Genomic DNA, 14,156 nt, shown 5'->3' with positions numbered 1-14,156 from the left:
ATAGAAGACAATAGGAAGTACTTCCGGGAAAATAATTAAAAATAGTGCCAATAATATCTTAAAGTACTAACAGCGCTTTAAAAGATGTTGCAACAATAAAAATATAATTGCTTGCTTTCATTAATTATGCACTACAAATTAAAGAAATTTTTATTCCATTTTAATAGCTAATACGATTCATATTAAATTTATTTATTAAGCAAAATAATTACCGTAATGTAAAATGCTGTATAGTATTGAATACTATATTTTGTTATAATATGTTTTTCCTCAGTAGGAGGTGTTATGCTTATAAGTTTAGTAAATATTTTATAAGATTTTAATGTTGAACGGTTAGATGTAAGTTTACAAACTATTAGATCAATTACGCATAGTAAGAATTTTATTATTCAATATTATATTGCTGCTCATCTGTAGTTATCTGAAAAGATAAAGATTTTTTTGAATTACCTTACTGAGGAATAATTATGAACGATACTAACAAGTCAATTGGTTGCCCATTAATACATGAACGTCAGTCAACCTTAGGATCAACTAACCGCGACTGGTGGCCAAATCAGATCAATTTAAAAATTTTACATCAAGATCCATCAATAGGAAATCCTCTTGGTGCTGATTTTAAATACGCAAAAGAATTTAATGAACTTGAATACTATTCACTAAAAAATGATCTGATTCATCTTATGAACGATTCCCAGGATTGGTGGCCGGCAGATTACGGGCACTATGGCGGCTTATTCATCAGGATGGCTTGGCATAGTGCTGGAACTTATCGTACTGGTGACGGTCGTGGTGGCGCTTCCTCTGGATCACAACGTTTTGCCCCCCTTAATAGCTGGCCAGACAACAGCAATCTTGATAAAGCGCGACGATTGCTTTGGCCGATCAAACAAAAGTACGGAAATAAAATATCCTGGGCAGACCTTATCATATTGACCGGTAATGTCGCATTAGAATCAATGGGATTTAAAACTTTTGGATTTGGCGGCGGTCGCAAAGATATTTTTGAGCCAAAAGATGATATTTACTGGGGTCGAGAAACCGAGTGGCTAGCTAGATCCGACCAGAAAAATAGTCGCTACTTGGATGACGAAGAGCGCATATTAGAACAACCTCTTGCAGCAGTGCAAATGGGGCTAATTTATGTAAACCCAGAAGGCCCTGACGGTAATCCTGATCCTATAGCTTCTGCTAAGGATATTCGTATAACTTTTGCGCGTATGGCAATGAATGATGAAGAAACCGTTGCACTAATCGCAGGAGGACATACATTCGGTAAATGTCACGGCGCTGGCGATCCAGCTTTGGTCGGACCTGAGCCAGAAGGTAGTGATATCATAGAGCAAGGTTTAGGCTGGAAGAATAGCTTCAAAACTGGCTTTGGCCCTTGTACTACGACTTCTGGTTTAGAAGGATCCTGGACAACAAATCCGACTCAATGGGACATGGGCTATTTTGATATGCTATTTGGTTACGAATGGGAATTAAATCAAAGCCCAGCCGGTGCTAATCAATGGAAACCAAAAAATTTTACAAAAAAAGATATGGCACCAGCCGTAGACGATCAATCAAAAAAAGTGCCGATTATGATGTCTACCGCAGATATGGCACTGCGCGCTGATCCTATTTACGAAAAAATTGCACGACGATATCACACTAATTTAGAAGAATTTTCTAATGCTTTTGCCCGCGCCTGGTTTAAACTAACTCATCGAGATATGGGACCACGCACCTGCTATCTTGGACCAGAAGTTCCAAATGAGGATTTTATTTGGCAAGATCCGATTCCAATTGTCGATTATCAATTAGTAAATAAAGAAGACATTAACCATCTAAAAGGGCAAATCTTATCATCTAGTATTTATTTGCCTGACATTATCTCTACTGCATGGAATGCAGCTGCTAGCTTCCGTATGTCTGACAAACGAGGTGGAGTGAATGGTGCACGCATTCGTTTATATCCACAAAAAACTTGGGAAGCTAATGAGCCAATAAAACTTTCTGTTATACTTGATAAGCTTACAATGATTCAAAAAAAGTTTAATTACAGCCAAGTAAACGGTAAGAAGATTTCACTAGCAGATTTTATAGTCCTGGCTGGCAACGTTGCTATCGAAAATGCTGCAAAAAAAGCGGGTTATGATCTAGTTCTACCTTTTACACCGGGTCGTAATGATGCTACCCAAGAGCAAACTGATATTGAGAGCTTTGGACCACTTGAACCAATTTCTGATGGTTTTCGTAACTATCATCCGAAAAAATATAGCATTTTAGACGAGGAGCTATTGATTGATCGCGCCCAGCTTTTAGGTTTAACTGCTCCAGAGATGACTGTACTGGTTGGCGGTATGAGGTCTTTGAATACTAATTATAAAGCTTCTTCTTTGGGAGTATTTACGGATACTCCAGGCACACTTACAAATGATTTTTTTGTTAACTTACTAAATATGAATACAGTATGGAACTCATTAAATAAAAACCATACTGAATTTGAAGGTAGAGATCGTAAAACTGATAAAGTCAAATGGAGAGCTTCACGCGTTGATCTAATCTTTGGTTCTAATTCTCAGTTACGTGCAATTGCAGAAATATATGCTCAAGTAGATTCTAAAGAAAAGTTTATCAATGATTTTGGCAAAGCGTGGACTAAAGTAATGAACGCAGATCGATTTGACTTTTTTTAATCGACTTTCGTCATTAGGTTATATCGTAGATAAGCAGCAAGATATTACTTTAAAAAACGTAATATCTTGCTGCTGTTTTAGTTAGTGTTATTCTGTTTTTTATTAAAAAACAAAGAACAATATATAATAGATAATACACTACTGTTTATTTATGTATGCAAAGATTATTAATGGTTAAAAATAATAAAAATTTAGCTTTATTGAATATCTTCTTTTGCTTAAATTTAAGCTATGACAAAAAACTTAACTTGTCTTCGTCTTTAAGGTGAAAAATTTCTTGGTAAATGCTAAATTAATTCTAAAAAGCAAAGATCATATAAAATTATGTTATATCAAGCTATTTTTAATAATTTAAAAATTTAAAACAGCGATCCATGTAAAAATTTATGCCATTGTATGAATAAGATCTGAATTTTTTCAAATAATTAGTGCGTTAAGCTATTTGGTAAATTTATGTAAAATAATTTAAAAAAAAATAAATAAGACACCCCAATAGATAGGCAGTAAGTTTAGTCGATTTAAAGTACAAATAACTAGCACAAGGCACTTATCACTATATCATTATGCAAAGAAATGTTTACAGCTTAGTAATTTAGCTAAATTATATACAAAACAGTTAATTTCAATAAATAATTTTTTTTCATTAATGTACATAATTGGATTATTCTGATAGAAATATCCCTTAATACTAACAACTGTGATTGTTAGTATTAAGCTGACTTAGTTTAATAAAAGAATCAGATAGTATTAAACCTAGTAAATATCTTAATAAAATAGAATCAAAGTATTTATTCAATACATTAAACTTGCAGTAAAACCATTCCAGAATAAGCAATAGATCTGCTTTATTGTATTTTGTATCTAAATTTATCTCGGCAAGGAATTGCATTAAATTTTATAAAAAATGTACAAAACTCCTACCTACTGATAAGAGATGAACTTATGCCTACGTAGGAGGATAAAACTACTTGTAAATTTACAAAAAATAATTACGCTAATATTTACTATCTCAAAATAAAAGTGATTCCAAGTAAAGAGTCATAATATAAATAAATTCAATTTTAATAGTGAAAATACTTATAAATAAGACAATATTCCTTTTACCCTATAAAGTATATGGCGCATAATAAGCGCTTAGCAGCAATAGCTCGCAGAGTACTAAAAATGATGAAGATAGCTGACATAGTCAAGAAAAGCATTGCTAATAATGCCATCAATCGATTAGTAAGATTTTAGTTTATCTTTTTTTTAACCCCAAAAAAAGAACAATACCTGCAATGAAGGTATTACCGAGAAAAACCTATGCTGAATTAATAAATTATACAATAATCTTGTTTTGTAACAAAGATAACAAGTACTTTTTACTTAAAAAAGTAAAGACAATTACATTAATTAATAAGCAAGATCGATAAGTAATTTTACTTAATGAATAATTTGGCTATTTTTCTCGATACAAAATTACAGCATTACAATAAATAAAAATTAAACAAAATGCTATTGATCAAATCTACAAAATTAGGTCGGCAACAAAACAGCTCCAATTGTGTTTAATCAAGAGCATTATATAACTTTGTCATTAAGAGACAGATACGTTTTCTAAAATAGTATCTCATATTCTATCACCCAGTTTCTGATAAACACCAACATAAAATAGCCATTTGACTATACATTCTGTTCTCTGCCTCGTTAAATACTATAGATTGCGGTCCATCAATCACCCCTGCTGTGACATCCTTACCACGATTTGCCGGCATGCAGTGCATAAATACTGAGTTGGATTTTGCTTTAGCCATTAACCTATCATCAACACGATAATTTACTAATAGATCATGCCGATTAGAGTCAAGATCACCCATGGAAACCCAAGTATCCGTAACTACCGCATCAGCATCAAAAACAGCTATGGAAGGATCATGATTAACATAAACTCTACCGCCCTTATGATTAGCCCAATCAATCAAATTTTGCGAAGGCATTAAATCAGGTGGGCAAGCAATACGCAGTACAAAATCAAACTGCACAGCTGCCTGAATCCAAGAAGTAGCCATATTATTACCGTCCCCACACCATGCAATCACCTTATCTTTAATTGAACCACAATGCTCTTCAAAAGTCATCACATCAGCCATCAGTTGACAAGGATGACTACGATTAGTTAAACCGTTAATTACTGGCACGGTAGAGTTTTCCGCAAGTTCAACAAGCCTTGATTCTAATAAAGTACGCATCATGATACAATCTACATAGCCAGATAAAACCTTAGCAGTATCAGATACAGTCTCACCACGTGAAAGTTGAAGATCTGAGCTGTTTAACATAATTACTTCACCACCTAAACGTTTCATGCCAGCCTCAAAGGATACGCGTGTGCGTGTTGATGGTTTTTCAAATATTAAAGCCAATATCTTACCATCCAGTGGACGTTCCGTCAGCCGATCTGCAAGCTTAAAGCCTTTCGCTTGCTCTATTATCTCACGCAGAATCGATGAATCGATCTGGTCCAGATCAAGAAAGTGCTTCACTCTTCAATCATCAAACTGCGCGCCTCATCAAGCAAAACATCGAGCTAAATCAGCACAAGCTGAATCAATTATCGCAACCGCCTCTGAAACATGATTGTCATTAATGATCAAAGGAGGCAAAACACGCAATACGTTGTCACCGGACAACACGGTAAGTAGCCCTTGCTCTCGCAAGGCGATCTGCAAATCGCTAGAGGAAACTACACACTTCAATCCTATCAGGAACCCTAGTCCACGAACCTCTTCGACTATACAGCGATATTTATTAACGATTTTATCAAGCTGAATGCGCAAAGATGCTGATGTTTTAGCCGTATGTTCGAGAAAAGAATTTTCTGAGACAATGTCAAGCACAGTCTTAGCTGCAACCATAGCTAAAGGATTACCACCATATGTCGATCCATGCAAACCAGGTTTCATGCCAGATGCTGCTTTTTCGCTTGCCATAACCGCACCAACTGGAAACCCACCGCCAAGGCCTTTAGCTGAGGCCATGATATCTGGAGTAGTACCAGACCACTCGTAAGCCCATAACTTACCAATACGGCCCATACCGCACTGAACCTCATCAAACACTAACATTAGCCCAAACTCATCAGCAATATTGCGCAAAGCTTGTAGATATTCGTGCGACGCAACAAATATACCACCTTCGCCTTGAATTGGTTCCACTAGAATCGCTGCAGCATCGTCAGATGATGCAGCATTACGCATCTCCTCCAGGTCTCCAAATGCAACATGAGTAAAGCCTTGAACGCGAGGTCCAAAACCTTCACGATATGCCTCCTTGTAAGTTGCTGACATGGTACCGAGAGTCCTTCCATGAAAAGCATGCTTGCAGCAAATCACTTTAGTTCTTTGTGGCTTACCGATATGAAACTGATAACGTCTTGCAACTTTGATAGATCCCTCCAATGATTCAGCACCTGAGTTACAAAAGAATACAGTATCAGCAAAAGATGTAGCAATTAGCTTGTTAGCTAACTCCTCTTGTTCAGGAATTCGATAAAGGTTGGACACATGGACCAACTTAGCTGCCTGATCAGAAATTGCCTTGACTAAAACAGGATGCGAGTGCCCTAAAGAGTTAGTAGCAATACCACTAGCAAAGTCAAGAAATTTTCTGCCATCAGTACTATATAGATATGGTCCTTCACCCCACTCAAAAGCTATGTTAATACGATTATATGTTGGCATTACGCTTGTCACCACAACACTCAACACCTCATTTTTTTTTCATAAATATGAGCTAACCCAGTCAATTTTGTGAAAAATGCTATACTCAATAAACATATTAAGCTCATCAACTTGATCTACTTAATTTTTATATTTAGCACTCCTAGTATATTGAGATACTTATTAGATTAAAACCAAAATCATCTAGCTAAATCTAAGTGTGTAAATCCCCGATTAAAAGCGTTTTTATGGATTATATCTTTAAAAGATAATTTTTTTAACAACTAAGCAGCTTGTAGGTTCGTGTGCAAAACATGAATTTCTTATAGGTGATTTCGCGCAATAACTAGTATAATTTTCATGAGTATTTTCTACACTATAGTAGAAAACTATACTAGAAATCAATAGCACAAACAAAGATTGAGATCGATTAATATTTATCAAATTTAGCAAGATTTTAATAAATTAACCTATTTAAGATCATTAACAAATAATTAGTTAAAATTTTTTAAAAAAATTCTCTTAAATAAAGGAAATCATACTAATTTTAATATTTTAAACTATTAAGGTTTAGTTTTATAAGATCAACCAATAAAAGTCAATTTTAATCATCGTATCTTGATTACTGAATCTTAAAACAAAAATTTTTACGAAAATATCTATCTAGTTTAAAGGCGATATATTATAATTAAATGCTCCGAGCACTATTGGCAGCACCAAGAAGATTATTATCATTTTATATACAAATATCAAGATTATAATTAATCTGTTCGATAGTTGATTATGAAATTAAAACAGAAAATAATTGATTATTGTCAACCGTTAGACAAAAATAATTCACGAAATTATAACTATTAATCTGTAACAACAAATTGTAAAAATATAATTTACTCACCTAATTACAGAATTAATTTATTTGGATTTTACTATATCACAAAATCAACCAAATCCATTTTTTATATCGATTTAAAAAAATAATCCCGCTCAATAAGAGCGTAAATAAAACTAAAATCTAATTAAGATCTGAGAAGTATCATACTTGCATACTTTTAGCATTAAAAATATTATAGATGATACTTTTTAAAAAGTATGACAACTAATAAGTGTATTCAATAACAAAGTATTGCATACACGGGTTTTCTTTTTCCTTTAGTAATTTACCCAGCGCAAATATTTTTATTGGATTGTTCTCTTTATTTTAATGTTAAAAAAGCAATAAAAATACAATACAGCAAAAAGCACTTTGCGTAAATTTAGATTAAATTATTAAGTAATAATGTAATACAATTCATAGCAAAAGAGAAAATCTATTGATGCAGAAGTAGAGAATAGCTTTAAAATCTTCCCATTAGTTAAAAACACTAATTATAAATAGCACCAACGATTTTATCTGGCTAAAGATCCCAATTAATTCAATTTAATTTAAACACATGCGATATCAATGTTCATAAATTATCCAAATAGATGCGAAAAATAAGGCATCTACCTGCATCTATAATAAAAAGCCATTTCCTTCATGCAAAAAACTTTAATTATATTGTGGAATATATTTAGGAATTAAGCATTAAGTTTTAATAATCCATTTAAGATTGTAAAAAAATAAGTTTGATAAGATCAAGAGTTTAAAAAAGCAAATCCATCACTTTTATTAATTTCAAATTATACTCTAATACATCAGGCAAAATGCTAATTTGGTGCGTTCTTCTAAGGATTTCGATATCACCACAGTCTTAACACAAACTATCTAAATTTTAAATTATTACAAATAACTTATTAAACATAATTTAATACAACGTTACGTAATACATGTACAAAAACCAGGCTTGAGCAATGATCTAAATTTGATACGAATGATAACATCAAAGATAAACTTAAAGGCTCAGTAGAATGAATATATACTCAAATGTATTTATAAAAATTATAGTGAACACAAGATCAATTTAAAATTAAGGACATATATTGGATACCACAAATTAACTATAATCAAAGCTATTTAAATTAACCTTAATCTACTCTAAAGCAATTCCTAGTTATTATGGCATCAAGGAAATAAGCGCTGTAGCTTCCAAGGGAAGCTTTCTGCTTTGCGCGCAAAGACAAAGCGATCATGCAAGCGAAACTGTTTATCTCGCCAGAACTCAACACGTCTTGGTGACAAACGATATCCTGACCAGTATGGAGGACGAGGTACTAATGCGTTAGAATATTTGTTATCAAAGTAATCAAAAGCTTGCATTAAAGTACCACGATTAGACAGCGGAAGAGACTGTTTAGAAGCCCAAGCGGCTATTTTACTATTTCGAGGACGAGTTGCGTAATACTCATCAGCCTCATCGGTACTCACCGGGACAACTGGCCCATCAAAACGAACTTGACTACGAATTGATCTCCAATAAAATAACAAAGCGCCAAATGGATTCATCGCAAGCTCCAAACCTTTTTGGCTTTTTGTATTAGTATAAAAAACAATACCATTTTCGTTATACTTCTTCATAAGGACAATCCTAGCTGATGGTCGGCCGCTGGAATCAGCAGTAGCTAGCGTCATAACATTAACATCATCTTCAACCTCGCTGGCCTCTGCCTCTGCCAACCAAATTCGAAATTGCTCGAATGGACTATCAGTTTGCGGTTCAAAAACGGCAGTTTCTAGTCTCATTACATATGCCCGTTAGTCTATTTATAAGACGTTGCCAATATAAAATACAATACATTAATTTTTTAATTATTATTATCTCTCTCTAATATGTTTAATCCTAGTCGTAAATTCTAGCAGAATACATCATCAGCATCTTCATCGTCAAAAACCAAACTTCCACATAAAACTAACTATAAACTACACTACATCTGTAAAATATTAATTTATATTCTTAATTTTATTTCATTTAAAAACTTTTACCAGTAATTATTTCACGGAAATAGAAAAAGCAAAATACCTATTGATAATTAAGATTTATTACGATATTAAATTGTAAATATAATAAATTGATTTTTAATCATAAATTATTTGATTTTATTTTCAATAAAACCTTTAGCATATGATGTTAATGTTAATACCACAAATAAGTTTAGCTCTAGAAGAAAGATTGATCAGCCAAGCTGCAAAAAAAATTCTCTTCCTACTTGAGTAATGACCGATTTAAGTATTACATTCTACTTACCAGACCATAAAAATATCGCTAAGCTAATATCTTAGATCTCAATATCAGCAGGAATAAAATTTGCTTATCGAACGCTTACTTTACTATCTCAGATAGATCATCAATTAATTAAACTGCTTGTAAGAAACAAGATATGAATTGATTAAATATTTTGTATGTAATCAGCAAAATATTTACCTGATATATAACAGAAAAACATTATACCATAGCTAGATAGCGCAGTTAAATTCAATCCACGCTAAGCATAGCGATAATTATAAATCTTTTTCTTGCTGTCTATTTAGCTAACTTAATGTTTTGATTATCATTAACAAAAATAATAATCATACTATAATAAAATATTCAACTTCAAAGAGCCACTAACCAATTATTGATCATCTGCCTTGGACTCGAAGTTATTGACCCCTACGGGATTCGAACCCGTGTTGCCGCCGTGAAAGGGCAGTGTCCTAGGCCTCTAGACGAAGGGGTCAGAAGAACAGGTACATAAGCAAATAAACATATATGCTACTATTTTCACAATCAATCCATGCAGACAATCAATTTTCTTCTTTCTTAATCACTAGTCTAGCCATATAGAAAATTACTTCCCCTCTACTTGACAAACAACAAAATATTTAATTGCATTTTGTAGCAAAGCTATTATTTTATAATTTTTAACAAAAAGCAAATCTTTTCACTTAATTCATTAAGAATACTATAAATTTTAAAGACATTTTAACCCAACTTCAGATATTTAATAAAGAAAAAAACAAGATTTTTATTAAGAATAATAACTTACTTAACATTTAAATAACTTTTCATAACACAATAAATATCAAAAAATTTTTTTTGATTAAATAACAAGGTAAGTTATTAAACTCTTATTAAGAGATATACTCTTAAGCATTAGCTATCCTTTCCTTAATACCAGTTCACCTGAATAAAATACTAACTAGTTAAGTAATACTTGATTAACAACAACTCAACACCATGCTAGGTTAAGTGCATGCTTCACTACAGAAGCAGTATTATTTTTGATATAATAAGTTTATTCAACAAAAATGCAATTTAGCAATATAACACGGATAGTATTTATTCTTTGCCTTTCTAACAATGGTTTAAGATATCTATTTTAGTTTTTGCCTAATGCAGGGAGTGAATATTTCAATATCAACCAATACAATAATCGTCTAACTATTAATTAGTTATATTATAAACAACACTACAGGAATGTGTAAAAAGCAGAATATAAACCAAACAATAAAGCTCGATACTTCGCTATATTAGCATTTTTACATATCATTAATTTTTACAATTATATCACTGTACAGACAGAGTCATAGATAATAAAATTATGTATTTGGATCAAATTATTTCTTAAGTATAAGTTAAATCAATTGATAAAAATATACAATAATTACATACTGAAAATTAACGATAATGCTTATCGCAGATAACAAGTCGATTTTACTTAGTTTTGAAAATATTAATGGTGGGCACGACTGGGTTCGAACCAGCGACCTCTACGATGTCAACGTAGCGCTCTACCACTGAGCTACGCACCCATTATTAGATTTTAGCACGCTTAATTAAATAATTCATTAAACTTTTTGCTTATTAACTATAATTTTCATTGTGACTTATCAATATTTAGAACTTTTCTTAAAAATTATATCATTAAAAATAAACATCACTCAACAATATACACAGCAGAAATGCTAAGCAATCTTACGTAAAGATATTCTCCTGTTAACAAATAGCTTGCTAATAATAAAAGTATAATTATTCAGCACTAAATAATAACTAATATCATTCGCCAATATGTTGCAATAATATTTTAATTAAGATCTATTAACTAGCTCTTAGTGATAAATTTAATCTGATAAATAAATCAGATTTATTACGTAATTACTACTCAGTCAACCATGATTAACAAAACTATAACTTGTTTTTATTATAGATGCGTTTATTATATTAATAATATGACTGCTTATAATATTAAGCAAATCAACCTATTAAATGCTAAATTATAAAGTGCTTGTTGTTGTGTAAATTTGTTGAATAAAAATTAAATGATGTTAATTCATGCTATAAATTTTTTAAAAAAAAAAGATCCACGCTGTTAAGCACAAACATAGATTAATTTCATCTGAGATTGTAACAATCTATAAACTATAATTTAAAGTTGATAATGCTATAAGTGATTATCCCAACATACCAATTATAATAAAATTACTATGATGCTACTAATATCAGGCTATCTTATTCAAATATTATAAGTAAATAAAAGATCTTAATATCGATTTACAAACCGACACAGCTACTAATTTCATATTGAACAATTATCCATAAATTTAATACCTCAAATAATTTTGATTAAAACATAGCAACTATGCTATTGCCTCAATTCCAGGTTAATAGCAAAATTTTTTATTATATTAATAACTACACGCACACACTTTGTTAATTTTCAAGAAAAAAAAGAAATCAATCAGCTATTAGCCATTAGTTAAATTAATTAAAATATTAACACATGGCCATAAAAAATTACATCAAATATTTAATATTTTAGTGAATTTTATAACAATAAAACTTTTTATTTTAATTCTTTAGATTAGAGAACTAAATGGTTAATACTTTAGAATGTTTTATATACAAGAAATTTATTTGCTATAAAAAATAAATGCTTTAAGTACAATTAACGAAATATAATTCAAAATTTTGTGAAATCATTTGCTAAAAATAACTTACTTACCATTTATCTTATAATGTTAAGCTCAATTAATTTGTTAAATGAGTAAAATAAATTAAATCTAATGTCTAAAAAATAAAGCAATAAGAATGAAATTTCAGCTAATTACAAATATTAATTTTTATTAAGTATTTATTGTACATATGATATAGTTAACAGCAAAAATTTAACTTGTATAATTTTACTATACTAATTTAAAATAAATACCGCAGTGTATACCTGTAATTCAGATAATTTTTTTTTACTTACGACTAAAAGTCATTAAGTATTACATAACTAAGGCAAAATACTAAAAATCTTCTCTAGGCGACTTAAATTAAATGATGATGCAATTAGAATAAAATATTATAAAGCATGTTAAATAAATCGTTTTTTAAACAATAGCCGAATAGCAAATATTTAGCTATTGGAAATGTTTCAAGATACTTATTCTCCTTAAAAAAGCTTATATGATAAGCGTTATAATAAATTAAGAAAATTATTGGATAATATGTTATAAATTTATAGTATTCTCACCAGAATAATTATATTCAGGCAAATAAAAATGATAATAAATGGTGAATATTTTACTCAAAAATGCCGTACAGCAGCAGTTACTAGCCTTATTAAGCTTAGTAGCAATTATATAATTAGTATATTTATTTTGATCTTGCTATACTACTTATTAGGCGCTTATATAATAAATAATATCGAAGATGATCTTAAATTTAGAGCCATCAAACCACCAGAAGGTGGCAGCTACGCTGTGAGCGCAACTGCTGCACTAATTGATCGTGAAGTTGATACTCATTTCTGGACGCCCAATGACCCGTTTTTCTACCCTTCAGCCCTTCTTGATAATATGTTAAACTATCAACAAGGCATTCTTTATGCGCTATCTCGCTTTACTATAGAAATGGCTGATCAAATCGGCCGTACTCGAGGCTCATCAGAAGTAGATTCTGATCTCGATAAAGCTGCTGGCCTGCTAAAATATCCAGGTAACGTATGGATTTTTGATCTCTCTACTTCGTTTTTACCAACACCATCATCGGAAACTCAATATCGCGCAGCATCTAAAGCTCTAAAATCATACAATTCTCGACTTGCAAACAGTAAAGCCATTTTTGAAGAACGTTCAGACAACTTAATATCCACCTTAGATAGAATAGCTGCAGACTTAGGCTCAGCCTCGGCTACAACGGATAAATATCTAACTAATTCGCATCCATTATTGATAGATACAAAAGTCGACGATATATTCTACGGAATTAAAGGAAAACTATACGGATATTATATATTATTGCATGAGCTTGAGAAAGACTTTAATAAAGTAATTCATGATAAACAATTACTACCTGCCTGGGAGCAAATGATGAAATCGTTTAATCAAGCAGCCCTCCTGCAGCCACTAGTAGTAATGAATAATAGGCCAAACGGTATATACCTTCCGAATCATCTAGCGGTGCAGGGATTTTATCTTTTGCGTGCCAGAACACAACTACGCGAGATTACTAACATACTTATGAAGTAAGTAGTGTTATCTCATATTTAACTTCAGAGCATGATTTTATCATAAGACTTTTGTTAGATGCTAGTAGAAAAATATTTAGCCTTTAATAAAATTAAGTAAAAATTAATTTTTGGTTATATTAGTACTAATAATGTTAGTTATTGTACAATAAGCAATATTTTAAATCTGAGTTTTTGCTATAATTTATTATTCTATTATTTTTATCCAAAAATTGAATTATTATTAGATTAGTTAAAATATTTTAAAAAGTATTGCTTTTGTTTATCTGCTATGTCAGAAAAATACCAACTTTTAGCAAGTTAACGCCTATGATTAACATAAGTTAAAAATGCTTAGTGGATAGAAATAAAATAATATTTTATCGTA

At 31.3% G+C, this 14,156-nt stretch carries 5 protein-coding genes and 2 tRNA genes; 2 read left to right on the top strand and 5 right to left on the bottom strand.

Annotated elements, in window-relative coordinates; genetic code table 11:
- The first annotated feature begins 467 nt into the window (after positions 1-467).
- The gene (katG, locus tag A1OE_RS01555) at positions 468-2,684 is read left to right on the top strand and encodes a catalase/peroxidase HPI (RefSeq protein WP_015088249.1); all 2,217 of its coding nucleotides are present in this window, start codon (positions 468-470) and stop codon (positions 2,682-2,684) included.
- A 1,619-nt stretch (positions 2,685-4,303) separates the two neighbouring features.
- Here the strand turns inward: katG and argF are convergent.
- The 5 genes from argF to A1OE_RS01525 all read right to left on the bottom strand — a co-directional run bounded on the left by argF (position 4,304) and on the right by A1OE_RS01525 (position 11,090).
- The gene (gene argF, locus A1OE_RS01545; RefSeq protein WP_015088244.1) at positions 4,304-5,206 is read right to left on the bottom strand and encodes an ornithine carbamoyltransferase; all 903 of its coding nucleotides are present in this window, start codon (positions 5,204-5,206) and stop codon (positions 4,304-4,306) included.
- A gap of 27 nt (positions 5,207-5,233) precedes the next feature.
- Positions 5,234-6,403 (bottom strand): aspartate aminotransferase family protein, encoded by a 1,170-nt coding sequence (locus A1OE_RS01540; protein ID WP_015088243.1) that lies wholly within the window; start codon positions 6,401-6,403, stop codon positions 5,234-5,236.
- A gap of 2,020 nt (positions 6,404-8,423) precedes the next feature.
- Complete coding sequence (pdxH, locus tag A1OE_RS01535) at positions 8,424-9,041, bottom strand: pyridoxamine 5'-phosphate oxidase (protein WP_015088240.1); 618 nt, start codon at positions 9,039-9,041, stop codon at positions 8,424-8,426.
- A 901-nt stretch (positions 9,042-9,942) separates the two neighbouring features.
- A tRNA-Glu gene (locus A1OE_RS01530) sits at positions 9,943-10,015 on the bottom strand.
- A gap of 1,000 nt (positions 10,016-11,015) precedes the next feature.
- Positions 11,016-11,090: transfer RNA gene (locus tag A1OE_RS01525), tRNA-Val, on the bottom strand.
- Positions 11,091-12,821: 1,731 nt separating this feature from the next.
- Here A1OE_RS01525 and A1OE_RS01520 point away from each other — a divergent pair.
- On the top strand, positions 12,822-13,790 hold the full coding sequence (locus A1OE_RS01520; protein WP_015088237.1) for a DUF2333 family protein: 969 nt from the start codon (positions 12,822-12,824) through the stop codon (positions 13,788-13,790).
- Positions 13,791-14,156: the final 366 nt, after the last annotated feature.

Source organism: Candidatus Endolissoclinum faulkneri L2 (assembly GCF_000319385.1).
GTDB classification, from domain to species: Bacteria; Pseudomonadota; Alphaproteobacteria; order Thalassobaculales; family Thalassobaculaceae; genus Thalassobaculum; species Thalassobaculum faulkneri.
The sequence above is the reverse complement of the archived record's forward strand: the minus strand, read 5'-3'. Positions and strand labels throughout refer to the sequence as shown.

Coding starts and splice junctions, on each gene's coding strand:
- katG (WP_015088249.1), top strand. CDS start 468: ATGAACGATACTAACAAGTCAATTGGTTGCCCATTAATACATGAACGT.
- A1OE_RS01540 (WP_015088243.1), bottom strand. CDS start 6,403: ATGCCAACATATAATCGTATTAACATAGCTTTTGAGTGGGGTGAAGGA.
- pdxH (WP_015088240.1), bottom strand. CDS start 9,041: ATGAGACTAGAAACTGCCGTTTTTGAACCGCAAACTGATAGTCCATTC.
- A1OE_RS01520 (WP_015088237.1), top strand. CDS start 12,822: ATGATAATAAATGGTGAATATTTTACTCAAAAATGCCGTACAGCAGCA.